Source organism: Nocardia sp. NPDC004722, from assembly GCF_053601505.1.
Genome location: NZ_JBSGBY010000046.1, coordinates 1 through 23,273 on the forward strand (window position 1 = coordinate 1; position 23,273 = coordinate 23,273).

Sequence of the window (23,273 nt, forward strand, 5' to 3'; positions counted from 1 at the left end):
GCAGTCCCAGCGATCGTCGGCCGATCTGTCGGCGCGGCTGTCCGGCTATCGCGCCGGTCTTCTCTCTTCGATCAGCGCGTCCTGCGCCACGCACGCGGGGGTTCTCCTGGCATGAGCACGACCGATCAGCAGGCACTCATCGATGCGTTGAGCGCCGAATACGCCGCTGTCTACGCCTACGGCGTGATCGCCGCCTACGCCAATCACGACCGCGACAAGCTCGTGGCCGAGTACACCGCCTCGCATCGCGCGCGCCGCGACGCCACCATCGACGCGCTGGCGGCCTCGGGCGCGACGGTGCCCGAGCCCGCCGCGGCCTACACCTCGCCGATCCCGGTCAACGACCCGATTCCCGCCGCCAAGCTGGCGATCACGGTCGAGTCCGACACCGCCGCGGCCTGGTACTCGGTGGTGCAACGCGCGGACACCGCCGACCTGCGCCGCACCGGGATCGAGGCGCTCACCGAATGCGCACTGCGCCTGGCCACCTGGCAGTCGATTCTCGGCACCAATCCGGCCACGGTGGCCTTCCCCGGCAAACCCTGACCCGTCCACTACGTCGCCTTCACGAGCCTCGCATTCCGAGGGTTTGTCACCGGAAATTCGCCGGGGCGTACTTGACGTTTGTGTGCGCGACCCTGGGCGGGCACTCTGGCGGTCTAGGGTCCGGGCGGCGCGGCTTCTCGTATTTTCTTGCCGCGCAATCGTATTCGGTGCCGGGTCAAGGGAGATGTTGTGGCGGTGGATGTCGCGCGGGAAGAGAAAGCGCTGCGGGAGGTGACCGATCGCCTGGTCGAGGACTATGGCGAGGCGCACCCGCCGGAGCGGGTGGAGGCCGTCGTGGGTGCGGTGCGCAAGCGGTTCGAGGGGCATTCGGTGCGGGATTTCGTACCGATTCTCGTCGAGCGGATTGCGCGGCGCGAGCTGGATCCGACGCGGACGAAAACCGCTGCGGCACAGGTGGATTTGTCGAAGTCGGCGCCGAGCGGCCCGGCGGCGGACACCACCAACGTGTTCGCGGCGGTCGCGGGCCGCTTCGTGCCGGTGCGAGTGTCGGAGCACAAGCGGACGCTGGGCGTCGTCGCGGCCGGGGCCGCCGTCGTGCTGGCGGTCGGCGTGGCGTTCGCGGTGCAGCAGTCGGATTCGCCGTCGGCCACCACGGCCGCCGCACCCGCGCTCACGACCGTGCACGGGGTGGTGGGGTCGGAGAAGTCGGCCTTCTTCGATGATCCGAAGGTGGCCGACGCGCTGGCCAAGCACGGGTTGAAGGTCGAGGTGGAGCCCGCCGGGTCGCGGCAGATCGCGACCTCGGTGGATCTGGGCAAGTTCGATTTCGCGTTCCCATCCAGTTCCGCGGCGGCGGAGCTGGTGCAGCGCAAGAGCGGGGTGACCGGCAAGTATGTGCCGTTCTCCTCCCCCATGGCCATCGCCACCTTCAAGCCCATCGCCGATCTGCTCACCCCGGCCGGGATCGTGCAGCCCGGCGCGACAACGACTTTCGACGTCGAGAAGTACCTGTCGCTGGCCGAGAAGGGCGTGCAGTGGAATCAGCTGGACGGCAACTCGACCTACGCGGTGCCCAAGAACGTGCTGGTCTCCACCACCGATCCGCGCACCTCGAACTCCGCCGCCATGTATCTGGCGGTGACCGCCTATGTCGCCAACGACAATACGATCGTGCGCGGCGCGAAGGCCGAAGACTATGCGGTGTCGCGGGTTTCGCGGTTGTTCACCCGGCAGGGCTACACCGAGGCCAGCAGTGACGGCCCGTTCAAGGACTACCTGTCCAACGGCATGGGCACCGTGCCGATGGCGTGGATCTACGAGGCCCAGTACGTCGACGCGGCGGTCCACGGTCAGCTCAAGCCGGACATGGTCCTGATGTACCCGAAGCCGACGGTCATGTCGCAGCACACCGTGGTCCCCCTCAACGACAAGGGCGACAAACTCGGCAAGCTGCTAACCACCGACCCCGACCTGCAACGCCTGGCCGCCGAACACGGCTTCCGCCCCACCGACACGACTCTGTTCACGAATATCACCGCGGCCCACCAGGTTCCGGTGGACGTGAACCTGGTCAACCAGGTCACCCCGCCCGACTACGACACCCTCGAACACCTCCTCGACGGCGTCGCCAAGTCCTACAACTGACGTGCGACCGGCTCCCGGCGGGGGTGAACGCCGCCGGATGGCTGGGCCCACGCCGGGATCAGGTCGGTCAGGTTGGCCGAGACGGCGCGCGCGAGGCGGGTGACGAGCGCGGCGGGGTGGTGGGGTTCGGAGTGGGTGAATTCGATGCTCAGGCGATCGTCGAAGGTGTAGACGAAGTAGCTGATCTCCGGCCTGGTGCCGCCGGTGGCGAAGCCGCGGAAATCGGTGATCCGCAGGGCTTTCGGAGTGTCGAGGGCGGGGACGACGCCCCAGTTGGTGATGATGTTGGCGGCGTGCTCGCGGGCGTCCTCGCCGGGGCCGTGGGAGGCGGCGAGCATGGTGGCGAGCGCGATGCCGCCGTCGATGCCGTGCGTGATCTGGGCCTTGACCTCCTTGCCGAGCACGGTCAGATCGGAATCCGGTGCGCAGAACGTGACGGTCGGCGCGCAGCCGAGGCCGTTGGTCGCGTCGACGCGGCGGGCCGGCGGACTCAGGTACGGGCGCAGATCGACGGCGTGCGCGATGACCATCGGCAGTTCGCCGGTGGCATCGGAGGTTTCACCGATCAGGGTGCGCTCGGCGCGGATGATCGCGGCGCTGAGGAGAGCGTGCACGGTGGTGCCCTGTTCCCGCGCGTACCGCAGCAGTGCGCGGGTTTCGGTGGCCGACAGGGTGATCCGCTCGCCGGGCGCGAGCCGGAGGCCGGGTGCGCCGGGTGACGGCGTCGGCGCCAGGCACCGCAGGCCGGTCAGTTCCGGCAGGCTCGGGTCCGGCAGGGCGGCGCCGCGCTCGGTGAGGAGGTCCTCGAGGCTGCGCGGGTACCGGGGTGCGGGGTCCGGGTCGGCGGTCCCGGCTTCGAGGGCGGTCGCGGTGCCCCAGAGTTCGGTCAGCAGTTCGAATCCCAGGTGGGCGTCGCCGATGGCGTGCGAGACGCGCAGTGCGACAGCCGTTTCCGCGGGGCCGCACACGATGTCGAGTTTCGCCAGCGACGAGGCGGGGGCGAAGGCGCCGGTTCCGTGTGTCAGCCAATCGGCGACACCCGTGTAGCTGGTCTCGACCGGGGCGGTGCCGTGCTCGCGGATGTGCAGTTGTGCGCCGCCGGCGGTGAGTTCGATGCGGCCGGTCAGCATGGGGAATCGGCGGCAGGTGAGCGTGAAGGCGTGCCGTAGCAGGTCGGCGTCGACCTCGCCGGTGCAGATCGCCACGTACGAGACGGTGACTTCGGTGGGCAGGAAACCCTGATCGATCGTGCCCAGACGGTATTTCATGATGTTCTCCCGGGGAGTGCTCTCGCTGTCGGTTCGATCCTGCGAACCGTGCTCGAGCAGTCGTTGAGCCGGTGATGAACGCCCTCGTCCGCCCGGGTGTGTGCGGCCTGGTCAGACGTGGGCGCGCAGTTGCCGGGCCTCCTCGCCTCGTCCCAGGGCGGTGAGCGCTGCCGCCCAGCAATGCAGTGCGTGCCCGCGCCGGAACGGGTCCGCAGCGTCGGTGAGCACCGAGACCGCTTCGGCCGCAGCCGTTTCCGCGGCGGCGAAACGCCCACAGTGCAGGCTCAGTTCGGCCAGCCGGTGCAGGCCCCAGCCGAGCAGCAGGCGGCGGCCGCGTGTACGGGCCGCGCGAACGGCGTCCTCGCACAGCGCGATCGCCCGCTCGGGGTCGTTGTCGCGCCGCAGCGCTACCCGCGCCAGCTGGCAGCGCGCCAGCGATTCGAAGGCCGCGCCGCCCAGGCGTCCCGCCAGGCGCACGGCTCGTTCGGCGGCCGCGGTGGCGTCGTCCCAGCGTGCGGCGTCCGCGTAGCGGTCGGCGAGCGTCGCGCACGCCCAGCCCTCCCAGGCCGGATCGCCGAGGGCGTGGAAGATCTCGACGGCGGCGTTCATGTGGGTGATCGCCGCGGGCTCGTCGCCGGTACTCAGCGCGGCGGCGCCCAGAATGTGCTCGACGAAGCCCAGCAGCAGGCTGGGACCGCCGGGGCGCAACAGATTTCGGGCCGGTTCGAGGACGGCGATGGCTTCGCCGCCACGGCCGAGATCCAGGGCGAGTACCAGCCCGAGGGTGGTGCGAGCCCGCAGCTCGGTGTCAGGTTCATCGAACTCCGTTGCGACGGAGAGCAGTCGGCGCAGCACGTCGGCCAGCTGACCGGACTGGGCCGAGGGGTCGATGCCTTCGCTGATCAGCATCGCCACGTTCACGCTCGCGGATACCAGCGCCGGATGGTCGGCGGCGATCTGGCGATGCAGCGCGATCAGCGCGGTGCGTTCCAGATCGAGCCACGTGTGCGCGCCGATCTCCGAGTCCACCGCCGTGCCGGGCCGGACAGTCGGTGGCACATAGTCGAGCCGGTGTCCCGGATAGCGATGGCGGACGATGTTTTTCGCGGTCGCGAGGTAGTAGTCGAGCAGCCGTGACAGCACCTGTTCCCGGCCGAGGTCCGCGGCGACCGTATGCGCGAACAGGCGCAGCAGATCGTGGTAGCTGTAGCGGTCGACGCCGACGGACTGCAACAACCCGAGATCCACCAGCGACTCGCAGACTTCGGCGGCCGCGGCGTCGTCGCTATCCAGGAGGGCGGCCGCCGCCGCGACCGACAGGTCCGGAACGGCGGGGACCGCCAGGGCTACGAAGGCGCGGGCGGTATCCGGGGGCAGATCCGCGTATCCGACGCTGAAACAGGCGTCGATGGTGAGCGCGCCGCAACGCAGTTCGGTGAGCCGCAGCCGTTCGTCGGCCAGTCGCCGCGCCATGGCCCCGATGGTCCAGTGCGGTCGCGCGACCAGTCGCGCGCCGATGATCCGGATCGCCAGCGGCAGCCGACCGCAGGCATCGATCACGGCGTCGGCGGCTTCCGGTTCCGCGGCGATGCGGCGGGTACCGGCTATGCGCCCCAGCAGGTTTCGCGCCTCGCCGAGCGACAGCACATCGAGACGATGACAGGTCGCGTCGGGCAGAGGCAGCAGCGAGCGGCTGGTGACCACGACCGCACAGCCCGGCCCGCTGGGCAGCAGCGGGATCACTTGCTCGAGAGTGCCCGCGTTGTCGAGCACCAGCAGCACGCGCCGGTCGGCGAGCAGGCTGCGCAGCAGTGCAGAACGTTCGGCCGTGGTGGGCGGAATATCGCTGTCGGACACCGCGAGTGCGCGCAGCAGCGCGGCCAGGACGCCGATGGTCTCGGCGGGCCGATCGTCCGCGCCGTGCAGATCCGCGTAGAGCTGGCCGTCGGGGAAACGGTCCCGGATCGCGAGGGCGACATGGACGGCCAGCGTGGTCTTCCCGACGCCACCCATGCCGGTGAGCACCACCACCGGTGGAGCGACACCGGCGGGGATCAGCGCGTCTGCCAGCTCCCCTACCAGGTCCGCGCGACCGGTGAAATCGGCTATGCCACGGGGAAGCTGGGCGGGCCGAGGGACTTCGGGTGTGCCGACACGGGCGAGGTACGGCGGCAGCGCGGCGAGCTCGCTGGACGGCGGGAGTTTACGGGGCGGGAGTGCGGGCGGGAGGTCGTCGGCGAGGATGCGGTGATGCAGGTCGGACAGTTCCGGGCCGGGCTCGATGCCCAGTTCGTCGATCAGCAGGTGGCGGGTGGCGCTGTAGACCGCGAGCGCTTCGCTACGGCGGCCGCTGCGGTACAACGCCGTCATCCAGAGGCCGCGTAGGCGTTCACTCAGGGGGAATTCCGCACTGGCCGAGGATAATTCACCGATGACCCGCGCGTGCTCGCCCAGGCGCAGGTCGGCGTCGAGGCGGGACTCGAGCAGGCTGGCACGCAGCTCCGACCAGCGCCGCCGCTGGGCGGTCGCCGCCGGACCCGGCACACCGGCCAGCGGTTCTCCGCGCCACAGCGCCAACGCTTCGCGGAGCAGCCCGCTCTCCCGCTCGACATCTCCTGCGGCCCTGGCATCTTCGGCGGCGGCCGCGAGCCGCTGCGCCCGGAACGCGTCGATCGCGTCGGGCGCGATACGCAACTCGTAGCCGTCGCCGACCGAGACCAGGACCGAGGCCGCGCCCCGCCGGGTGCGGTCGGGTTCGACGAGTTTGCGCACCAGCAGCGCATGCGAGCGCAGCGACCCGACGGGGTCCCCGGGCAGCTCCTCGCCCCACACCGCGTCCACGAGTTGCGCCGCCGTGAGCGGCCTGCCACCGGCGAACAGCAGCGCGGCCAGCACGGCCTGGGTACGTGGGCGGGTCGATGCCAGGGTCGATTCGCCACGCCGCAGGGTGACGTGGCCCAGCACTGCAACGGTCAGCTCCGCGGGATTCATCGGCTTCTCTCAGAGGAACATGGGATCACCCGATCTTATGTGTCCGAAAAATCCGATTCCGCCGACGGTTCCGGCCTCCGTTCAGCGAGGCCGCCAGCGTCGAAGCAGCACGAGGTCCCTGACCTCGAGTCCCGCGACCAGCACGCCCGCCATCGCCACCACCAGCAAACGTTTGACCCACCCCCACGGTTCGTGCAGGGCGGCCAACGGCGGAGGAGTCTCATTCGTCATGATCGCGACGGTAGGTAGCACCGATCAACCACGAATCCCAGGCGCTGAACCTGCGATGAACACGCTGACAGCGGGTTCGCACCGGTAGATGTCGACGGCCAGGCGGGGTGGATCGAGGAGTCTGGTCGCGGCGAGATGCGGCTTGGTCGGGGTGGTGCCGATGCGGCAGGGGCTCAGGGGGTTTCGGCGGGTGGGGTGGTGGCGTCGATGCCGCGCAGGAGGACTTCCAGGCCGAAGATGAAGTTGGCTTCGGCGGGATCGACGGGTGTCGTGGTGGGCGGGGCGGCGGCATTGTCGAAGGTGCCGGAGGAGAACAGTTGGGCCGCATCGGGGTAGCGGTCGGGGGTGACCAGTTCGGCCATCTGGCGGCCGTATTCGCGTGCGGCGAGGACCGGATCGATGTCGCCGCCCTGACGCCAGCTCAATTCGAGTTGCAGGGCCATGCGCGCGGAGGTGTTCACGTAGCCGCTGACCAGGGTGAGGATGCCGACCTTGACCATCGGCGCGAGGGGCAGCGGGCGCATGGCGCGCAGCCCGGCGTCCATCCACGCCATGGCGTTCGGGCCGCGCGGCGGGCTGGAGATGGGCAGGTCGGCGAGCCAGCGGTGCTCGTGGTAGGCGCGCCAGAGGCTGCGCGCCCACCGGCCCAGGGCGTCCTGCCAGGTGCCGTCGGTGTCGGTGTCGATGTATTCGGCGGCGAAAGCGGTGTCGCCCATGAGGTTCAGCAGTTCGTCCTTGGATCCGACGTGGCGGTAGAGCGACATGCCGGTGACGCCGAGCGCCTCGGCGACCTTGGGGAGGGTGACGCCGCCCAGCCCGTACTCGTCGGCGAGTGCGACGGCGGTGTTCACGACGCGGGCCACGTCCAGGGCGGCCGGGCGGCCCAGGCGGGAACCGGATCCGGTCGGTCGCCGCCAGAGTCGGGCCAGGTCGTCGGGCAGGTCCGCGGCCGTCATGCGTGGTCTCTCCTCGGGTCGGCTGGGGATTCATCCTATACACGGACATACTTTGTCTTTTATAGTTTGTCTGTCATACAAACTCGGCGGCCGTCGGGCCCCGAGGGCCTCACGAATAGAGAATCGTCATGACAGCATCCCGCGCGACCCTGCCCGGCGTCATCGCCCTGCTGGTCGCTCTCCTTTCCACCGCACTGCTCGCGGGCGTGTACTACGCGTACGCGACCTCCGTGATGCTCGGGCTGCACAAGCTCGACGACAAGACCTACGTGGAGGTCTTCAACAAGATCAATGCCGTGATCGTGAATCCGGCGTTCATGCTGAGCTTCCTCGGCTCGGTCGTGTTCTCCATCGTCGCCGCGCTGTTCTTCCTGCGCGCCGACTACCGCCCGATCCTGCTGTGGATCATCGTCGCCGTCGTGCTCAATATCCTGAGCCTGGCCATCAGCGGCATCTTCAACATCCCGCTCAACAACAATCTCGCCACCGCCGACACCGCCACCGCGCCGATCGACTACGCGGGCCTGCGCCATGCCTTCGAAACCCCTTGGGTGGCTTGGAATATCGTGCGCGGCCTGGTCAATACCGGCGCGGCCGGGGCGATCGGCTGGGCGTTGATCCAGTACGGCCGCGTCACCGCCCGCTGAATCTCAGACGAGCAGGACTCGGCGGCCCCGGGTGTGGCCGGATCGGCTGTCGGCGTGGGCCGTCGCGGCCGCGGCGAGGGGGTAGGCGCGGTCGACGGGGATCGCGAGGCGGCCCCGGGCGATGAGATCGACTGCCGCGGAGAGGGCTTCGGGCATGGACCCACCCACTCCCGCGAATCGGATGCCGAGCATCGGGGCCTCGAGATCGGCGATGGTGAGGACCTTGTCGGGGTCGCCGGTCAGCTCGAGGAGGCCGGGCAGCACGCCGGAACCGGTCAGATCGAGGGCGGCGTCGACCGGTCCGAGCGCGCGGACCCGTTCGATCCACCCGGGGCCGTAGGTGGTGGGGATCGCGCCGAGGCTGCGCAGATAGTCCTGATTCGCCGGGCCGGCGGTGCCGATCACGGTGATGCCGCGGTCGCGGGCGATCTGCAGGACCGCGGAACCGACGCCCCCGGACGCACCGCTGACCAGCAGCGTCTGGCCGGAGCGGATACCGACGAGGCGCAGCACGCGGAGCGCGGTCTCGACCACCGACGGGTAACCGGCTGCTTCGGCGAAGCTCATTCCGGCGGGCAGCGGCGCCCAGGAGGCGAGCACCGCGAACTCGGCGTAGGTGTTCGAGCCACGGCCGAACACGCTGTCGCCGAGGGCGATTCCGGTGACGCCCGCGCCGATCTCGTCGACGATGCCCGCGGCGTCCTGCCCGACGCCGGTGGGCAGGACGATCGGGCGGATCCGCTGGAACTGGCCCTCGCGGACGCGCCAGTCGTGGGGATTCACTCCCGCGGCGCGCACGGCGATGCGGATCTGGCCGGGGCCGGGATGGGGTTCGGCCACCTCTTGCAGTGTCAGGACTTCCGGGCCGCCGTACTCGGCGAAGCGCACTGCTTTCATGAACCCAACATAGGACTAACGGTTATTGTTTTGCAACGGATAGTTTTTGCTATCTGATACTTATTCACACCTGATAGTGTCAGAGCATGACCGCTCCGACCGGCCGCCGAGAGCGCAAGAAGGCCGCGACCCGCCAGAAGATCGCCGACACCGCACTGGACCTGTTCCTGGAACGCGGGTACGACGCGGTGGGCATCCGCGATGTGGCCGCGGCGGCCGACGTGGCCGTGACCACGCTGTTCTCCCACTTCGCCGGCAAAGAGGCCCTGGTCTTCGAGCAGGACGAGAACTTCGAGCGCCGCCTCGCGCAGGCCGTCGTCGACCGCGCGCCCGAAGAGCCGCTCATCCCCGCGCTGCGCCGCGAGATCGACGCGATGGTGCGGCACTGCGCCTCCGACGAGGCCGCCCCGATCCGAAACATGATCGACAACTCCCCCGCCCTGCGGGCATACGAGGAGTCGATGCACCTGCGCTACGCGGATTCCTTGGCAACGGCCATCGCCGCCGACCTCGACCTGCCCCCGACTACCCCGTCCTGCCGCGCGATCGCGAGGTCCGTGATCAATGCGTACTCCCTGGCCCGAGACTCCACCGACCCCGCCGCCGCCCTGAACGACCTCTTCCCCATGATCGAGGCCGCCTGGGCCCGTCGCCCCGCCCCCTGAATCCCTACCGACACAACATCAGCGGAGGATGCCGTGTTCGATGGCGTAGAGGGTGGCGGCGCCTCGGGTGGAGGCGTTGATTTTGGTGTAGATGTGCTGGATGTGGTGGTCGGCGGTTTTGGGGGAGATGAACAGGCGGGTGGCTATTTCGCGGGTTTTCAGGCCGATCGCGAGCAGGCGCAGGACCTCGATTTCGCGGGCGGTCAGGCCGGAAGGGTTGGGCGGCATCGCGTTTCGGCGGTGGCCTGCGGCGGTCAAGACGCGTTCGACGGCTTCGGGGTCGAGGCGGTGTTCGGTGCCCATGGCGCGCAGGGCGGTGGCCGCCGCGTCGGGGGTGAGGGCGGGGCGATGCGGGCGGTCGGCGGTCATGGCGGCGTAGCAGTCGGCGGCGGCGATGACGCGCTGGGTGTCGTCGAGTTGGGGGCCGTGCAGGCGGCGGCAGTAGCCGGTGCCGTCGACGCGTTCGTGCGCTCCGGCGGCGGGATCGGCGAGGGCGGCCAACGCCGGGATGCGGCGCAGCAGTTGATCGGTGAGCAGGGCGTGGTATTCGGCGCGGTCGCGTTCGTCGCGGGTGAGTGGGCCGGGCTTGTCCCAGATCGTGTTCGGTACGCCGACGCGGCCGAGGTCGTGTACGAGGGCCGCCGCTTCGGCGATCGGGCCGCCCGCCTCACGCGCGAGGGCCGCCACCGTTCTGGAATGTCCTGCCGTCCACGGTGATTTGAGGTCGGCGAAGTCCGCGAGCACCAGCAGGGCGGCATGCGTCTGCGGACCGTCGAGGGGTGTGCAGGCGGGGGCGGCGGCCAACGCGGCCTCCCAGGGGTCGGTGGATTCGCCCGCCGCCCACCAGTCGGCTCCGTGGCTGTGCAGCACGTCGGTGAGGGCCGGGTCGTAGGCGCGGCCGCCGCGCGATCGGACGATCTCGAGCGCGGCGTGGACGCCTTCCAGGCGGGACAGGACCTCGAAGTCGTAGCTCAACTGGGCGATTCGCATGGCCCGTGGAATGTCGGCGCCGCGCAGGCCGTGCGGATAACCGTGACCGTTCCAGCGTTCGAACGAGGCGCGCAACGCGCTCTGCACGGTGTCGCTCAGCCCCAGCCGCCGAGCCAGTACGTCGGCGACCTCGCAGGCGGTCCGGAAGTTGAACTCCGCGGTCTTGCGCCCGGTGGCCGCCGCCGCGAGCATCGCCCGGTATCTGTCCGGGCCGTGCCGGTCGCGCCCGGCGAAGCCGATCATGGCCCGGGCCGTGGCCAGCGGGTCGGAGAAGTCCAGCCGGGCCGCGTCGGCCCGCATGACGATCTCGTCGCCGAAGACGTTCGCCATGTCGAAGGCGTGCCCGGTGCAACCCAGGAACCGCAATGTCGAAGTCCACCAGACGGTTTCGCATTCCGCGCGCCCGGCTCCCGCGGCCTCGGCGAGGCGGCGGGCGAGGACCGTCGCCCGCGCCTGGCAGCCCGGCGGCTGCCCGAGGGCGTGATCCTGCATGGTGGCCAGCAGCACGGCCACCTCGGCCCGGGTGGGCTTCACCTCCACGCGATGAATGATAGATAGGGAGTTCTCCCGACGCGGTGACCAGTGGTGCGCGCGCATCGTTGAGCTACCCCGCCGGGTCCCGGTGACCCGGCCCGATCATCGAGGAGAACCCCATGTCCACCACCGAACTCGCCGGCATCACCGCGTTCCTGGACCGGCTCACCGACACCTGGAAGACCAATGACGGCACCGCGCTGGGTGACCTGTTCACCCCCGACGGTTCGCTGATCAACCCGTTCGGCGAGCGGGCCGACGGCCGTGACGCCGTCGCCGCGATGTACAGCGCCTACTTTCAGGGCATGCTCGGCGGCACCACCACGACCTGCGGCCTCGAACGAGTCCGGGCCGTGAGCGGCGAGCACGCGCTGCTCGACGCCGAGCAGGTCATCACGGCTCCCACCGGTGAGATCGCGCTGACCGTGCATCTCGCGGCCCTGCTGCGCCGCGACGGCGACAGCTGGTTGTTCGCCGACTGCCGCCCTTACGTGGTCGCCGAACGGCCCTGATTCGAGACCACCGCACCATTTTCAGGTGGCCTGTCGTGTGCGGCAGGCCACCTGCCTTCAGCCGCAGGACTTTTCGAGGGGTTCGCTGCGGCTGGTGAGCCACCGGTCCGTATCGGGTAGGGCTGGGTGGTGTGGGTCAGGGCGGTGTAGAGCCAGTGGTGGGCCCAGCCGACGGTGATGCGGTCGCCGAGGAACTGTTCGGTGAGGGACCAGTAGCGGAGTATCCGGTCGTCGGCGTCGGTGGCGCCGACGAGCAGGCGCGCACGGAAGTCGGGGGAATCGTGTTCGCCGCGGGCGGTGGCGTGGGCGGCGACGAAGCGGTCGAGGGCGCGGCCCGGGTGCGGGGGCACGCCTTGCGCGATCAGGCCCACCACGTCGGGCATGATGCCACCCACCTCGAGGTAGAGGCGGCGGCGGTCGCGGATGAGTTCCGCCTGGTTGCGCCAGTATTGTTGTCGCACAGTGCTGTTCATGTCGGGGTCGGCGGCGAGGGCGGCCAGTTCGGCGTAGGCCACCACGTCGTCGACGGTCGGGGCGGCGGGTGGTTCCGGGACGTTCCAGCACACCCACATGTCGATGTGGCGCTTGGGAATCGGGGCGAGGATGCGCCGCCAGAAACTCACCACGCAATCGTGGGCTACGCCGCCGTCCTGCGCGGCGGCCAGCAGGGCCAGGCGTTGCGGGCGCTGGATCGGACCGGCTGCCCCGAGCGCCCGCAGGGCCGAGCGCCGCCAGGCCAGTGACCTGAATTCGATATCGAGCCTTGCGCTTTCGGCGGCGACGGCCTCGCCGAGGGAGCGTTCGGCACGCAGCACCTCGGTGATCGCGCCCAGTCCGAGGCCGAGCGTGCGCAGCCGCCGCACCAGCAGCAGGCGTTCGGTGGCGGTGTCGGCGTCGAAGATGCGGTGCCCGCCGGGGCTGCGATGGGATTCGAGAATGCCTTCGTCGCAGTAGAACCGGATCGTGCGCACCGCGAGTCCGGTGCTGCGCGCCAATTCCCCGATGCTCACCTGCGCGCCGGTCTGTGTGCCGTCCGTCACAAGTTGTTGAACCTCCACCCCGGTGGAGCTTTTACCGTATCCGGGACGCAATTCGTTACGAGGAAGGGCAATTCGTGGCTACCACGCAGGAACAGATCGTCGCCGGGATCGCGGAGATCATCGAGGAGGTCACCGGGATCGACGCCGCGGAGGTGACGATCGACAAGCATTTCGTCGACGACCTGGATATCGACTCGTTGTCGCTGGTGGAGATCGCCGTGCAGTTGGAGGACAAGTACAGCGTGAAGGTGCCCGACGAGGATCTGTCGAATCTGCGCACCGTAGGTGACGCCGTCACCTACGTGCAGAAGATGGAGGCCGAGGGGTTGCACCGATGATCGCCGACGTCCGATTGGACCCCGCCGCGATCGAGCTCGGCAACTTCTTCCCGCGGCCACCGGAGGCGGTGTGGCGGGCCTTGACCGATCCGGATGCGCTGGCCCACTGGTTCGTTCGCCCGACCGGCTTCGCCACCACCCCGGGGACCTGCTTCCGATTCACCGTCCCGGACGCCGCCGACATCCACTGCCGGATGCTGACCGCCCGCCCCTGCGCACAGCTGACCCACACCTGGCATTACCCGCGCGCCGACTACCCGGCGCACTGGATCGTCGATTGGACCCTGCACCCCCAGGGCCGGGGTACACGACTCCTGCTGACACAGACAGGTTTCGACCTCGCCGACCGCCGCCAGAAGATGGCCCGCAACGCCATGGAACGCACCTGGAAGCGCCGCCTGCTCCCCCGCCTCGCCGAGGCCATCCACCACTGACCCGACGCCGGCCCCGGACACCGACGATCGAAACAGTCTCGGCCCGTTGGTCTCCGGGCCCGGCGTCGCTACAGTCACGGAATGGGGAGCGAATGCCTGATCTGCGCCAAGCATCGCGGCGTCGGCCGCCTGGTGGGCCCGGTGCTCTACGCCGACAACCTGATCGTCGTCACCCACCGGCCTCTGACCGAAGGTCTCCCCCGCCCCGGCTACCTGTTCGTCGAAACCGTCCGGCACGCACCGACATTGGCCGACCTCGACGACGCCGAAGCGAGCGCGGTCGGCTGGGCGACCCGCCGCGCCGCCCTCGCCCTCCGCAGCGAACTCGCCCCAGAGTTCGTCTTCTCCGCGATCACCGGCCGCAGTGTCACCCACTTCCACCAACACGTCTTCACCCGCCCACCCGGCACCCCCGACACCGTCCACTGGTTCAACGGCGACGCCTGGCCGGACACCCCGCGCATCACCGGCTCCGAACTGACGGTGTTGTGCGAACGGCTCGCCACATATTTCGCGTAGAGGTGCTCTAATCGCCAGCATGGAGAAGTTCTCGGCCTGGCTGGATCAGATTCACGATGAGCATGGCGAATTCGACTATCGCGCCATCTATTCGGCCTATCTGAGGCTCGGCAGTGGAAGAACCTCGGAGGGCACTCATGCGTCTGCTCAGCGAATGCCTGATGGCAGCTTCGAGATTCGCGCGGGGCGGGCGACGATCGTGCTTGCCGACGATGCCGAGCGCGAGGCTCTGGCCGCCTACATGGTGAATCGCTATTGCGGCGACCGCTATCCAAGCATGGAGGCTTGGGAGAATCGCCAACACGAGTGGTACGTAGAGGATCTCACCAACTGGTCCAGCGACCGCTAGCCCGTCGCACTCGCTGATTCCAAGATCAAGGTGTAATCACTGCGGGAATTTGTCCGGTTCACCGCGCTGAGTACTCCCGAACCCTGAGCGAGGACGAGTGCGCCGGGGGTCATGGTGGTGGGGTGGGTGGGGGCCTTCCAGCCGCACCAGCCGCCGCATTCGGCGATGTCTTGGCTTTCGGTGCGGTGGTCGGCGAATGTCGCGGTGATGTGCCACGCTCGCGCGGGGTGGCCGCACAGCGGGCATTTTCCGAAATAGTTGAGGATCTCCTGCACCTGCGAGTCGATAACCTCGCGCTGCTGCCTGTTCATTGCGAAACCTCCCGTCCGCCAGCGTATTAGTCGGCTCGGGCGGCAGTGCCCGAACGGGCCATGACGGTCGCCACAGACCAAGCACCCTTGTTCCATCCGGACAACGGTGCCGGTCCGAACCTCTTTCAGGGCGAGTCGAGGCGAGCGGGAGGGTTCGATGGGCTGCGAGCAATGGGCGGAGTTCGACGGTGGGTTGATAGCATGACCGATATGCCGACCCCACCTGTCGAGCGCCCTGAGCTGCCGGAATACATGACATGGGAAGAGCTCGAGCAGTTGCCCGACGAGATCGCCGGGGAGATCGAACTGTGGGAAGGCAAGGTAGTTCGGGTTCGGAAGGGGCCGCCCGAGCATCAGGAGTACTCGGTGGAGTTCCGGAACTCCTTGCGCCGGTGCGCCCGTGAGGCCATGGCAGGGCAGCCGGAGTTCTGCTGGCGGACCGCCGTCGAGACGAATGTCTTCTTCGGCGCGGTCGGCAAATCCGACTTCGTGACGCCGGATTTCCTCGTTCACCGCTGCCTCGAGGGTGAATACCAACTCCTGCGCGCCGCCGATGTGCTGATCGCGGGTGAAGTGCTCTCGCCGTCCAACACCAAGCAGGACATGCTCGCGAAGCAAGCCAGGTACGCCGCCGGCGGAATCCCCTGGTACTGGGAAGTGACATTGGGGCGGGATCCTCGCCGTATCGCGCGTGTGCGCGCCTTCGCGCTGGAGACCGAACACGGCCCGCTGCCCGATGGCGTGGCCCCGCTGCATCCCGCCAACTATCTCCTCGCGGGCGAATGGTTCGGTGACGTCCACGAGGGTATCGCCTTCACCCACCCGTTCCCGATCGAGATCCCCTGGTCGGAACTGGAGTTCTGAATCTGCGCGACAACCCATCTCGGGGTGTACTGACAACGTGCTGTTGCTCGCCGAAGCCTTGCCGAACCTGGTGGCAGACATTCTCGATCTGCTGGAACCGGAGGACGAGCGCCTCGCTCGCACCATTCTCGCGCTGCCATTCCACGGCCGGTGCTCGTGTACGCCCACCTGTCCGGTTCTGCTGACGGCGCCGCCGGGCTCACCCAGCTGGGGAGTGATCATGTTGGAGCGGGGCGATGAGTGTGTCTTCTGGCTGCACTATGACGCGGAGCATTCGGCGGTGACGGGGATCGAAGTGCTCGACGGGCGGGAACTGAGTTGAACGGCGGTCGGATCTCGTGTCAGCGGGCGTGTCAGGTTGGCGTCAGGAGGGTGTCAGCGGTCGAGGTCAAAGTTGGTCCATCGAAGCAGACGGGCTCGGATCTCCTACCGGATACGGGCACTGCCACAACAGATCTCGAAGGAGAACATCATGAACGCCACACTGAACCTGACCGACCAGGACAAGTCCACCATCCGGGCTGCCGCTTACGGAGCGGTCTCGCTGATCGCCGCCGCTTCCGGCAAGGCGCACAAGGCCGCTACCGCAGGTTCCATCGCGCTGGGCTCCGCGACCGGGGAGGTCGGTCACGTGCTGAGCGCGAAGTCGAAGGATATTCACTTGAGCGGCAAGACCGTTGCCGAACTCGCCGACCAGGTACTGCCCGCCCTGACCGCCGCGTCCACCCTGCTGCAGGCGCAGAACCCCGCCGAGGCCGACAACTTCCGCACCACCATCCTGGTCGCCGTCGAGGCCGCGACGAACAACCACCCCACCCCGGTCACCACCGAGATGACCCGAAAGGTAACCGCCGCCCTCCAGCCCGCCTAACCCCTCACCGAGTGGCACATCCTGGAGGCGATTTCAGACAAATCACCTCCAGGATGTGCCACTCGCGTGCGAGCGATCAGCGGCGGGTCTGGGGGGCGATGATCGGGCCGGTGCTGCCCTCGGGGAGGCGCTGGGATGTTGAGCTGAAGCTGCTCAGGCCGGTGTTTCGGTCGCCCATGAGGCCGCGGACCCAGTCCCGGAGGCGCGCAAGAAGTTTCATACCGACGATCATCCACCCGCCGCGAACGGCAGGCCACCGGATTGTCAGCGCGCCCAGACGCGGCTGTCGATGAACGCGGTCCACTCGTCAGCGGGGAACGCCAGTATCGGGCCCCTGCCAACATCTTTCGTGTCGCGGACGAGCGTGACATCCGGGTCGTGCCGGACCTCCACGCAGGCCGACCCGTGCTCGGATCTGCTCGACTTGTACCAAATGCCGAATGTCGGTCCCTTCACGCCGCATACTCCTTCGCGTAGCGCACTACCAGGTCCCTGGTCTCCTGTTCAGTCAACGCTACAGCCCCGAGGGCCAGAAGGGTCCGGTCAAATTTTCGGACCACATCGTCGCGCTCGTGGTAGATCCCACCCAGGCCGTGCGCGCCCTCGACATAGACGACCGATGGATCCACAAAGCCGTTCTGCAACTTCGGGAATTCGAGCATCGTGAAAGACTGTGCCGTCAGTCCCTGATGTGCTCCGGACTCGAATGGCACAACCCTGATGTTGACGTTGGGACGTTGCCCTACCTCTGCCAACCAGCTCAGCTGGGCCGACATGGCCGGTGCCCCGGCGGGGCGATGACGTAGAACTGCTTCCGACAGTAGAACATCGAGCTGAAATCCGTCCTCGTCGAGCTTGGCCTGACGCCGGGCAGTGAGTTCGATTCGGCGTTCCAGATCGACAGTCGACAGGTCCGGCATGTCAATTCGGATCACTCCTTTGCGGTAGTCGGGGGTTTGCAGCAGGCCCGGCACCAGGATCATCTGATGGGCGGTTACCCTCCGCGCCGATGTCTCGAGCCGCAGGTAGTGGGGAAAATGGGCCTCGTACTGGTCGGCATACGGTCGCCAGAATCCTTTCGAATTGCCTTGCAACTGCGCAGCTTTCGCCTGTTCCCTGACCTCGTCCCAGAGCGCCAGCGCTTCCACCCGGATCTCCTCTGTCACATCGTAGAACGCCAGCAGATCCCTGAGCTGGGAGGTGGCGATCTTGGTGGCGAGGCCGTCCTCCATACGCAGCAACGTTTGCCGCGACACCTCGATCTCCAAACCTGCCGCCAACGCGGTCTTTCCGGCCCCTTCCCGAATCTGGCGAAGGAACCGTCCGAATGCCCTGCGGGAGACCGTAGCTCCGTTCATTTCGTTAGCCTCGCTATTCGGGTTGGCACTTTTTGGGCCTGCTCAAAATGGGCTTCCACCATTCTTTTCCGTGCACCTATTGTGACGGCCCGATACGCGCGAGACTTGGATCTACAGAAAGTCAGCAATCAGCAACTACAAGTGCTAGGAGTTGTAATGGCTTGGGATGCTTGGGCTTTGATGGCGATGACCGTGACCAGCGCGGTCACGGTCGCGGCCTGCCTGATCGAGGATATGAGAAATTCCGGTCGGTATTCGAAACGAACTGGTAGGCACAGGCGGTGAATGGGGCGTGGATACCTATGAGCGGCTGGAGAATTGTGATGTTCCGGATGGGGAGCCGGGGATGACGAGTAGTGAGGCTATGGAATCACTGGTTCTGCATCATGATTGCGTGACCGCGATCTGTGAGCGGAAGATGGCGGCGGGGAGGATCATTCGGACCGATGCCGAGAAGGTTTTGTCGGCGAAGGTTATTCAGTTTCCGGGGAGTCGGGCGGAGACCGGTTGTGGCACGTGTGATCCGTAGCGGCCGGAGGAGCGGTGAAAAAGCGAGTGGCGCACCACCCGAAGGTGATGCGCCACTGACAATTTCGCCCAGCGAGGTGGCTCAGCCGCGGATCTTGGCGGCCACCGATGCCACGGCGGTGTCGGCGGGCAGTTCCTCCGCCGTTCCGGCGAAGCGGTCGCGGAGTTCGATCTTGCCTTCGGCCCAGCCGCGGCCGACGACCACGATGTAGGGCATGCCCAGCAACTCGGCGTCCTTGAACTTCACGCCCGGGGACGCGGTGCGGTCGTCCAGCAGCACCTCGAAGCCGAGGGAATCCAGTTCGGCGGCAACCTGTTCCGCGCCGGAGCGCGCGCCCTCGTCCTTGTTGGCGATGACCACGTGCACGTCGAACGGCGCGACGTCGCGGGGCCAGCGCAGGCCCTTGTCGTCGTGCATCTGCTCGGCGAGCACCGCGACCATGCGGGAGACGCCGATACCGTAGGAGCCCATGGTGAGCCGCACCGGCTTGCCATTCTCGCCCAGCACGTCGACCTCGAAGGCGTCGGTGTACTTCTGGCCGAGCTGGAAGATGTGGCCGATCTCGATGCCGCGCGCGGCCTCCAGGACGCCACGGCCGTCGGGCGAGGGGTCGCCGTTGCGGACCTCAGCGGCCTCGATGGTGCCGTCGGCGGTGAAGTCGCGGCCGGCAACCAGGCCGACGTAGTGCTTGTTGTACTCGTCCGCGCCGGTGATCCAGGCGGAGCCGGACACCACGCGCGGGTCGACGAGGTAGCGGACGCCGTTGGCGAGCAGCGCCTTCGGGCCGATGTAGCCCTTCTTCAGGAAGGGGTTGGCCTTGAAGTCGGCCTCGTCGAGCAGCTCCACCGCGGCGGGCTCGAGCGACGCCTCGAGGCGCTTCTCGTCGACCTCGCGGTCGCCGGGGATGCCGACGCCGAGCAGTTCGGTCTTGCCGTCGGGGTAGACCAGCTTGACCATGACGTTCTTGAGGGTGTCGGCCGCGGTGACCTCACGTCCCAGCACCTTGTCGATGCCCGCGCCGTTGGCCCACTCCACCAGGGCGGCGATGGTCGCGGTCTTGGGGGTGTCGTGGACGACGGCCTCGGCCTGACCCTCGATCGCGATCTCCGGCGGGGCGACCGTGACCACGGCCTCCACGTTCGCGGCGTAACCGGATTCGCGGCAGATCACGTAGGTGTCCTCGCCGACGGGGCTGTCGGCCAGGAACTCCTCCGACGCCGAACCGCCCATCGCGCCGGAGGTGGCGGCGACGATCACGTACTTCACGCCGAGGCGGTCGAAGATCTTCTGGTACGCGTCGCGGTGCGCGCTGTAGCTGTTCTTCAGACCGTCTTCGTCGAGGTCGAAGGAGTACGAGTCCTTCATGATGAACTCGCGCCCGCGCAGGATGCCCGCGCGCGGACGGCCTTCGTCGCGGTACTTGGTCTGGATCTGGTACAGCGTGACCGGCAGGTCCTTGTAGGAGTTGTACTCACCCTTCACGGTGAGCGCGAACAGCTCCTCGTGGGTGGGACCGAGCAGGTAGTCCTGACCCTTGCGGTCCTTCAACCGGAACAGGCCGTCGCCGTATTCGGTCCAGCGGTTGGTGGTTTCGTACGGCTCGCGCGGCAGCAGCGCGGGGAGCGAGATCTCCTGAGCGCCGATGGCGTTCATCTCCGAGCGGACCACGTCCTCGACCTTGCGCAGCGTGCGCAGGCCGAGCGGCAGCCACGAGTAGACGCCGGGCGCGATGCGACGCACGTATCCGGCACGCACCAGCAGCTTGTGGCTGGGCACCTCGGCGTCGGCGGGGTCGTCGCGCAGGGTGCGCAGGAACAGGTGGGAGAGGCGGGTGATCACGGCTCATCACCCTAGCCGCTGCTCGCGCACAGTTCACAAGGCATTACCGTGTTGGCTCGTGCTGGTGCTGCTGCCTCCCTCCGAAACCAAGTCCGACGGCGGTTCGGGCGGACCCCTGGATCTGGATTCCCTGTCGATGCCGCAGCTCAGCGCGGTGCGCGACAAACTCGTCACCGAGGTGATCGGGCTGGCCGCCGATCCCGACGCCGCGCGGGCCGCGCTGGGGTTGGGCAAGGGGGCTGACGCGGAGATCGCGCGCAATGCCGCGCTGCGCACCTCCGCGACACGCCCGGCGCTGGACCGGTATACGGGTGTGCTCTACGACGCGCTCGACGCGGCCGGGTTCACCAAGGCGCAGCGCGCGAAGGCGGAGGCGCGGCTGGGGATCGGGTCGGCGCTGTTCGGCGTGGTGCGGGCGGGCGATCCGATTCCGGCCTACCGGCTTTCGGGCGGGTCCAAGCTGCCCGGGCTGCCGACGTTGCAGGCGTTGTGGAAGCCGGTGCTGCCGGAGGCCTTGCGCGCGGAGGCGGCCGGGCAGCTGGTGGTGGACCTGCGCTCGGGCACCTACATGAACCTGGGCCGGGTGCCGGGCGCGGTGACGGCGACCGTGCTCACCGAGCGCCCGGACGGTAAGCGAACCGTGGTGAGCCACTTCAACAAACACCACAAGGGGCTGCTGGCGCGGGCGCTGGTGCTCTCGCGCGCCGAACCCTCCGACATCGACGGGCTGGCGAGGATCGCCGAGAAGTCGGGGCTGCGGACCGAGATCGCCTCGCCGTCCGAATTGCTGATCATCACGTCCTGACCACGTCCACCCGGCCGATCAGATATACGGAAACAGGGCTCGGCCGGGCTGCGCGCGCTCGATAGAGTGGCCTGGTGGAACCCAATGATCTGGACCCGGAAGTCCTCGAGCTGGCGAGCAAGATCTTCGATCTCGCCCGCAGCGGCGACGCCGCCACCCTCGGCGCGTACCTCGACGCAGGGGTCCCGGTGAACCTCACCAACGACAATGGCGACACGCTGCTCATGCTGGCCGCCTACTACTCCCACCCCGAAGCGGTGACCGCCCTGCTGGATCGCAAGGCCGACCCCAACTTCGGCAACGACAAGGGGCAGACCCCGCTGTCCGGAGCGGTCTTCAAGGGCTCCGACGAGATCGTCGATGCCCTGCTCGCCGCCGGTGCGGACCCGAACGCGGGCAGCCCGTCGGCCCGCGACGCCGCCGAAATGTTCGGCCAGACAAAGTATCTCGCGCTGTTCGACAAGTGAGACGGCGCGTAGCCGACCTGAACGAGACGGGAACCCACGGGGCTCGAGCGCCCCGTGGGTTTCGTCGTAGTGCCCGCTGCCCGATCAGAAGCAGACGGGACGCCAGATGGTGCCACAGAACCAGTGGTTCAAATCGACTGAGCCGCTGGAGATTACGGTATCGCTCACCGACTGCGTCTCGGATGCGGGCGCTGCCTGGTCGAGGCGGACCTCGGCGTGGGCGGGTGCGGCGGACAGGAGTGCCGCACCGGACAGCAGGGTGGCGGCGACGATCTGGCGATTGACTCGAATCATTTGAAACCCGATCTTCCTGAGTTGATTTCGGTGACGAATGACCCCCGTCACTGGATCGAGCCTCGCTATCGAATTGTTACGAACAAGCTTATTCGCAAACCGGGATGCCTTCAGCCGAGCGGGATCTGAGAGGAGAGGGAGGGGACGGCGTCGAGGGTCGACAGGACCTCGGCGGGCAGGACGATCGAGGCGACTTCGAGATTGGCCTCGAGATGGTCGGTTCGGGAGGTGCCGGGGATGAGCATGATGTTCGGCGCGTGGTGAAGCAGCCAGGCGAGGCCGAGTTGAGCGGGCGTGCGGCCGAGGGATCGGGCCGTGGCGATGACGACCGGGTCGTCGGTCACCTTCGGCATGGCGGGGAAGGTGCCGCCGAGGGGGAAGAACGGGATCCAGGCGATGCCTTCCACCGCACAGAGTTTCACCAGGTCCTCGTCGTCGCGAGCGACCAGGCTGTAGGCGTTCTGCACACAGACGATGCCGGCGGGAAGGGCCTGTCGCAGACCGTCGAGGGTCACGGCGCTGAGGCCGATCGCGCCGATCTTGCCCTCCTCGCGCAGCGCGATCATGGCGGCGAGTTGGTCGTCCAGGTCGACGATCTGGTCGCCGGACGCCCGCAGCCCCGGCCCGGCGTCGAGGCGGCGCAGGTTCACCACCGGGATGCGGTCGAGGCCGAGCGAGGTGAGGTTGTCCTCGACGCTGGCCCGCAGTTGCTCGGGTCGTTGCGCCGGGCGCAGCGGGATGCGGGCTCCCGGATCCGGGTCCGCACCGACCTTGCTCACGATGACGACACCGTCCTCGGACGTGAACGCGTCGCGGATGAGCCCGTTGACGTAGCGGTCACCGTAGAAGTGGGCGGTGTCGACGTGGTCGACTCCCAGTTCCCAGGCGCGGCGCAGCACGGCGAGCGCGGCGGACCGGTCGTCCGGCAGGCCCGCGAGTCGCATCGCACCGAATCCGATGCGCGACACGGTATGTCGGCCCAGCGTTCCGGAGCCGCCGGGGCGCGGCACGCCCGAGGGGGCGAGGGTGGTCGCGGGCGGGATGTTCGTTGTCATGGGAGTCCTCCCACATGAGACGATAGTCGAAGCGGAGGAACCTCCGCTTAACGGCAACTATACCGGAGGGGCCTCCGTATTGAGTTCGGTCGATCCCGAATCCGCCCGTGACCGGCCGCGGGTCGGCAGTGACAAGCCGCGCGCCGGCCGTGCGCCGCGCGCGGACGCTCAGCGCAATCGCGACAAACTCCTCGAGGTCGCGCGGGGTGCGTTCGCGACCGCCGGTGACACCGTGACCCTGGAGAGCATCGCCCAGCAGGCAGGCGTCGGCATCGGCACCCTGTATCGCCACTTCCCCAATCGCGAGGCGCTGGCCGAGGCCGTCTACGCCGCGGAGCTGGACGATGTCACCGCCGAC

29 protein-coding genes are annotated in these 23,273 nt (G+C 68.2%); 15 read left to right on the forward strand and 14 right to left on the reverse strand.

All coding sequences use genetic code 11. From position 1 onward, the window contains the following. Positions 1–111: 111 nt before the first annotated feature. Together ACWELQ_RS07675 and ACWELQ_RS07680 are read left to right on the forward strand one after the other, a co-directional pair. A complete protein-coding gene (locus ACWELQ_RS07675; RefSeq protein WP_452396232.1) occupies positions 112–546 on the forward strand; it encodes a ferritin-like domain-containing protein in 435 nt (144 codons plus the stop codon). Positions 547–735: 189 nt separating this feature from the next. Continuing rightward, on the forward strand, positions 736–2,151 hold the full coding sequence (locus tag ACWELQ_RS07680) for a three-helix bundle dimerization domain-containing protein (RefSeq protein ID WP_452396233.1): 1,416 nt from the start codon (positions 736–738) through the stop codon (positions 2,149–2,151). Here ACWELQ_RS07680 and ACWELQ_RS07685 read toward each other — a convergent pair. The 4 genes from ACWELQ_RS07685 to ACWELQ_RS07700 form a co-directional block, all read right to left on the reverse strand. Then, positions 2,142–3,419, reverse strand: coding sequence for a phthiocerol/phthiodiolone dimycocerosyl transferase family protein (locus ACWELQ_RS07685; RefSeq protein WP_452396234.1), 1,278 nt, complete (start codon positions 3,417–3,419; stop codon positions 2,142–2,144). The genes ACWELQ_RS07680 and ACWELQ_RS07685 overlap by 10 nt on opposite strands. 111 nt (positions 3,420–3,530) lie before the next feature. Continuing rightward, a complete protein-coding gene (locus tag ACWELQ_RS07690) occupies positions 3,531–6,410 on the reverse strand; it encodes an AfsR/SARP family transcriptional regulator (protein WP_452396235.1) in 2,880 nt (959 codons plus the stop codon). A gap of 81 nt (positions 6,411–6,491) precedes the next feature. Further along, positions 6,492–6,641 (reverse strand): hypothetical protein, encoded by a 150-nt coding sequence (locus ACWELQ_RS07695; RefSeq protein WP_452396236.1) that lies wholly within the window; start codon positions 6,639–6,641, stop codon positions 6,492–6,494. 173 nt (positions 6,642–6,814) lie between these two features. Continuing rightward, the gene (locus tag ACWELQ_RS07700; protein WP_452396237.1) at positions 6,815–7,597 is read right to left on the reverse strand and encodes a TetR/AcrR family transcriptional regulator; all 783 of its coding nucleotides are present in this window, start codon (positions 7,595–7,597) and stop codon (positions 6,815–6,817) included. Positions 7,598–7,725: 128 nt separating this feature from the next. Between ACWELQ_RS07700 and ACWELQ_RS07705 the strand changes: the two genes are divergently transcribed. Next, entirely contained in the window at positions 7,726–8,244 is a 519-nt protein-coding gene (locus ACWELQ_RS07705) for an anthrone oxygenase family protein (protein WP_452396238.1), read from the forward strand. A 3-nt stretch (positions 8,245–8,247) separates the two neighbouring features. Here the strand turns inward: ACWELQ_RS07705 and ACWELQ_RS07710 are convergent, their stop codons facing one another. Next, on the reverse strand, positions 8,248–9,141 hold the full coding sequence (locus ACWELQ_RS07710; RefSeq protein ID WP_452396239.1) for an NADP-dependent oxidoreductase: 894 nt from the start codon (positions 9,139–9,141) through the stop codon (positions 8,248–8,250). Between the two features lie 86 nt (positions 9,142–9,227). Between ACWELQ_RS07710 and ACWELQ_RS07715 the strand changes: the two genes are divergently transcribed. Next, positions 9,228–9,806 (forward strand): TetR/AcrR family transcriptional regulator, encoded by a 579-nt coding sequence (locus ACWELQ_RS07715; protein WP_452396240.1) that lies wholly within the window; start codon positions 9,228–9,230, stop codon positions 9,804–9,806. An 18-nt stretch (positions 9,807–9,824) separates the two neighbouring features. Here ACWELQ_RS07715 and ACWELQ_RS07720 read toward each other — a convergent pair whose 3' ends face one another. Then, a complete protein-coding gene (locus ACWELQ_RS07720; RefSeq protein WP_452396241.1) occupies positions 9,825–11,336 on the reverse strand; it encodes an HD domain-containing phosphohydrolase in 1,512 nt (503 codons plus the stop codon). Between the two features lie 113 nt (positions 11,337–11,449). Between ACWELQ_RS07720 and ACWELQ_RS07725 the strand changes: the two genes are divergently transcribed. Next, positions 11,450–11,842, forward strand: coding sequence for an SgcJ/EcaC family oxidoreductase (locus ACWELQ_RS07725; protein WP_452396242.1), 393 nt, complete (start codon positions 11,450–11,452; stop codon positions 11,840–11,842). On the opposite strand, the gene ACWELQ_RS07730 is transcribed toward ACWELQ_RS07725, so the two are convergent. Beyond that, positions 11,818–12,882, reverse strand: coding sequence for a MerR family transcriptional regulator (locus ACWELQ_RS07730; protein WP_452396243.1), 1,065 nt, complete (start codon positions 12,880–12,882; stop codon positions 11,818–11,820). The genes ACWELQ_RS07725 and ACWELQ_RS07730 overlap by 25 nt on opposite strands. A gap of 74 nt (positions 12,883–12,956) precedes the next feature. Here ACWELQ_RS07730 and acpM point away from each other — a divergent pair, with 74 nt between their 5' ends. From acpM to ACWELQ_RS07750, 4 genes are all read left to right on the forward strand, one after another. Continuing rightward, on the forward strand, positions 12,957–13,220 hold the full coding sequence (gene acpM, locus ACWELQ_RS07735; protein ID WP_452396244.1) for a meromycolate extension acyl carrier protein AcpM: 264 nt from the start codon (positions 12,957–12,959) through the stop codon (positions 13,218–13,220). Further along, positions 13,217–13,654, forward strand: a complete 438-nt coding sequence (locus ACWELQ_RS07740) for an SRPBCC family protein (protein ID WP_452396245.1) — start codon at positions 13,217–13,219, stop codon at positions 13,652–13,654. Before acpM ends, ACWELQ_RS07740 begins: the two co-directional genes overlap by 4 nt. A gap of 81 nt (positions 13,655–13,735) precedes the next feature. After that, positions 13,736–14,173 (forward strand): HIT family protein, encoded by a 438-nt coding sequence (locus ACWELQ_RS07745; RefSeq protein ID WP_452396246.1) that lies wholly within the window; start codon positions 13,736–13,738, stop codon positions 14,171–14,173. 19 nt (positions 14,174–14,192) lie between these two features. After that, complete coding sequence (locus ACWELQ_RS07750) at positions 14,193–14,522, forward strand: hypothetical protein (RefSeq protein ID WP_452396247.1); 330 nt, start codon at positions 14,193–14,195, stop codon at positions 14,520–14,522. Here ACWELQ_RS07750 and ACWELQ_RS07755 read toward each other — a convergent pair. After that, positions 14,519–14,833 carry a hypothetical protein gene (locus ACWELQ_RS07755; RefSeq protein ID WP_452396248.1) on the reverse strand — a complete coding sequence of 105 codons (315 nt, stop codon included), beginning with the start codon at positions 14,831–14,833 and terminating at the stop codon, positions 14,519–14,521. The two genes, ACWELQ_RS07750 and ACWELQ_RS07755, sit on opposite strands and share 4 nt — an antisense overlap. A gap of 210 nt (positions 14,834–15,043) precedes the next feature. Here ACWELQ_RS07755 and ACWELQ_RS07760 point away from each other — a divergent pair, with 210 nt between their 5' ends. The 3 genes from ACWELQ_RS07760 (at position 15,044) to ACWELQ_RS07770 (ending at position 16,568) form a co-directional block, all read left to right on the forward strand. After that, on the forward strand, positions 15,044–15,697 hold the full coding sequence (locus tag ACWELQ_RS07760; RefSeq protein ID WP_452396249.1) for a Uma2 family endonuclease: 654 nt from the start codon (positions 15,044–15,046) through the stop codon (positions 15,695–15,697). Between the two features lie 37 nt (positions 15,698–15,734). Beyond that, positions 15,735–16,019, forward strand: a complete 285-nt coding sequence (locus ACWELQ_RS07765; RefSeq protein ID WP_452396250.1) for a hypothetical protein — start codon at positions 15,735–15,737, stop codon at positions 16,017–16,019. Between the two features lie 150 nt (positions 16,020–16,169). Beyond that, positions 16,170–16,568 carry a hypothetical protein gene (locus ACWELQ_RS07770; protein WP_452396251.1) on the forward strand — a complete coding sequence of 133 codons (399 nt, stop codon included), beginning with the start codon at positions 16,170–16,172 and terminating at the stop codon, positions 16,566–16,568. Between the two features lie 76 nt (positions 16,569–16,644). Here ACWELQ_RS07770 and ACWELQ_RS07775 read toward each other — a convergent pair whose 3' ends face one another. From ACWELQ_RS07775 to ACWELQ_RS07790, 4 genes are all read right to left on the reverse strand, one after another. After that, a complete protein-coding gene (locus ACWELQ_RS07775; RefSeq protein WP_452396252.1) occupies positions 16,645–16,788 on the reverse strand; it encodes a hypothetical protein in 144 nt (47 codons plus the stop codon). Positions 16,789–16,832: 44 nt separating this feature from the next. Continuing rightward, positions 16,833–17,024, reverse strand: a complete 192-nt coding sequence (locus ACWELQ_RS07780; protein WP_452396253.1) for a DUF397 domain-containing protein — start codon at positions 17,022–17,024, stop codon at positions 16,833–16,835. Continuing rightward, positions 17,021–17,926, reverse strand: coding sequence for a helix-turn-helix domain-containing protein (locus tag ACWELQ_RS07785; protein ID WP_452396254.1), 906 nt, complete (start codon positions 17,924–17,926; stop codon positions 17,021–17,023). The genes ACWELQ_RS07780 and ACWELQ_RS07785 overlap by 4 nt, the downstream gene beginning before the upstream one ends. Positions 17,927–18,536: 610 nt before the next feature. After that, entirely contained in the window at positions 18,537–20,294 is a 1,758-nt protein-coding gene (locus tag ACWELQ_RS07790; RefSeq protein ID WP_452396255.1) for a proline--tRNA ligase, read from the reverse strand. A gap of 58 nt (positions 20,295–20,352) precedes the next feature. On the opposite strand from ACWELQ_RS07790, the gene yaaA reads away from it, so the two are divergent. Further along, positions 20,353–21,099: a peroxide stress protein YaaA gene (gene yaaA / locus ACWELQ_RS07795; RefSeq protein WP_452396256.1), complete on the forward strand. Its 747-nt coding sequence runs from the start codon at positions 20,353–20,355 to the stop codon at positions 21,097–21,099. 74 nt (positions 21,100–21,173) lie between these two features. Further along, positions 21,174–21,566 carry an ankyrin repeat domain-containing protein gene (locus tag ACWELQ_RS07800; RefSeq protein ID WP_452396257.1) on the forward strand — a complete coding sequence of 131 codons (393 nt, stop codon included), beginning with the start codon at positions 21,174–21,176 and terminating at the stop codon, positions 21,564–21,566. Positions 21,567–21,650: 84 nt separating this feature from the next. On the opposite strand, the gene ACWELQ_RS07805 is transcribed toward ACWELQ_RS07800, so the two are convergent. Together ACWELQ_RS07805 and ACWELQ_RS07810 are read right to left on the reverse strand one after the other, a co-directional pair. Next, complete coding sequence (locus ACWELQ_RS07805; RefSeq protein ID WP_452396258.1) at positions 21,651–21,860, reverse strand: hypothetical protein; 210 nt, start codon at positions 21,858–21,860, stop codon at positions 21,651–21,653. A 110-nt stretch (positions 21,861–21,970) separates the two neighbouring features. Then, positions 21,971–22,915: an aldo/keto reductase gene (locus tag ACWELQ_RS07810; protein ID WP_452396259.1), complete on the reverse strand. Its 945-nt coding sequence runs from the start codon at positions 22,913–22,915 to the stop codon at positions 21,971–21,973. 79 nt (positions 22,916–22,994) lie between these two features. Here ACWELQ_RS07810 and ACWELQ_RS07815 point away from each other — a divergent pair. Continuing rightward, a partial coding sequence (locus ACWELQ_RS07815; RefSeq protein ID WP_452396260.1) for a TetR/AcrR family transcriptional regulator occupies positions 22,995–23,273 on the forward strand: 279 nt, incomplete at its 3' end.

Coding starts and splice junctions, on each gene's coding strand:
- ACWELQ_RS07675 (WP_452396232.1), top strand. CDS start 112: ATGAGCACGACCGATCAGCAGGCACTCATCGATGCGTTGAGCGCCGAA.
- ACWELQ_RS07685 (WP_452396234.1), bottom strand. CDS start 3,419: ATGAAATACCGTCTGGGCACGATCGATCAGGGTTTCCTGCCCACCGAA.
- ACWELQ_RS07690 (WP_452396235.1), bottom strand. CDS start 6,410: ATGAATCCCGCGGAGCTGACCGTTGCAGTGCTGGGCCACGTCACCCTG.
- ACWELQ_RS07695 (WP_452396236.1), bottom strand. CDS start 6,641: ATGACGAATGAGACTCCTCCGCCGTTGGCCGCCCTGCACGAACCGTGG.
- ACWELQ_RS07700 (WP_452396237.1), bottom strand. CDS start 7,597: ATGACGGCCGCGGACCTGCCCGACGACCTGGCCCGACTCTGGCGGCGA.
- ACWELQ_RS07705 (WP_452396238.1), top strand. CDS start 7,726: ATGACAGCATCCCGCGCGACCCTGCCCGGCGTCATCGCCCTGCTGGTC.
- ACWELQ_RS07710 (WP_452396239.1), bottom strand. CDS start 9,141: ATGAAAGCAGTGCGCTTCGCCGAGTACGGCGGCCCGGAAGTCCTGACA.
- ACWELQ_RS07715 (WP_452396240.1), top strand. CDS start 9,228: ATGACCGCTCCGACCGGCCGCCGAGAGCGCAAGAAGGCCGCGACCCGC.
- ACWELQ_RS07725 (WP_452396242.1), top strand. CDS start 11,450: ATGTCCACCACCGAACTCGCCGGCATCACCGCGTTCCTGGACCGGCTC.
- ACWELQ_RS07740 (WP_452396245.1), top strand. CDS start 13,217: ATGATCGCCGACGTCCGATTGGACCCCGCCGCGATCGAGCTCGGCAAC.
- ACWELQ_RS07745 (WP_452396246.1), top strand. CDS start 13,736: ATGGGGAGCGAATGCCTGATCTGCGCCAAGCATCGCGGCGTCGGCCGC.
- ACWELQ_RS07750 (WP_452396247.1), top strand. CDS start 14,193: ATGGAGAAGTTCTCGGCCTGGCTGGATCAGATTCACGATGAGCATGGC.
- ACWELQ_RS07755 (WP_452396248.1), bottom strand. CDS start 14,833: ATGAACAGGCAGCAGCGCGAGGTTATCGACTCGCAGGTGCAGGAGATC.
- ACWELQ_RS07760 (WP_452396249.1), top strand. CDS start 15,044: ATGCCGACCCCACCTGTCGAGCGCCCTGAGCTGCCGGAATACATGACA.
- ACWELQ_RS07770 (WP_452396251.1), top strand. CDS start 16,170: ATGAACGCCACACTGAACCTGACCGACCAGGACAAGTCCACCATCCGG.
- ACWELQ_RS07775 (WP_452396252.1), bottom strand. CDS start 16,788: ATGAAACTTCTTGCGCGCCTCCGGGACTGGGTCCGCGGCCTCATGGGC.
- ACWELQ_RS07785 (WP_452396254.1), bottom strand. CDS start 17,926: ATGAACGGAGCTACGGTCTCCCGCAGGGCATTCGGACGGTTCCTTCGC.
- ACWELQ_RS07805 (WP_452396258.1), bottom strand. CDS start 21,860: ATGATTCGAGTCAATCGCCAGATCGTCGCCGCCACCCTGCTGTCCGGT.
- ACWELQ_RS07810 (WP_452396259.1), bottom strand. CDS start 22,915: ATGACAACGAACATCCCGCCCGCGACCACCCTCGCCCCCTCGGGCGTG.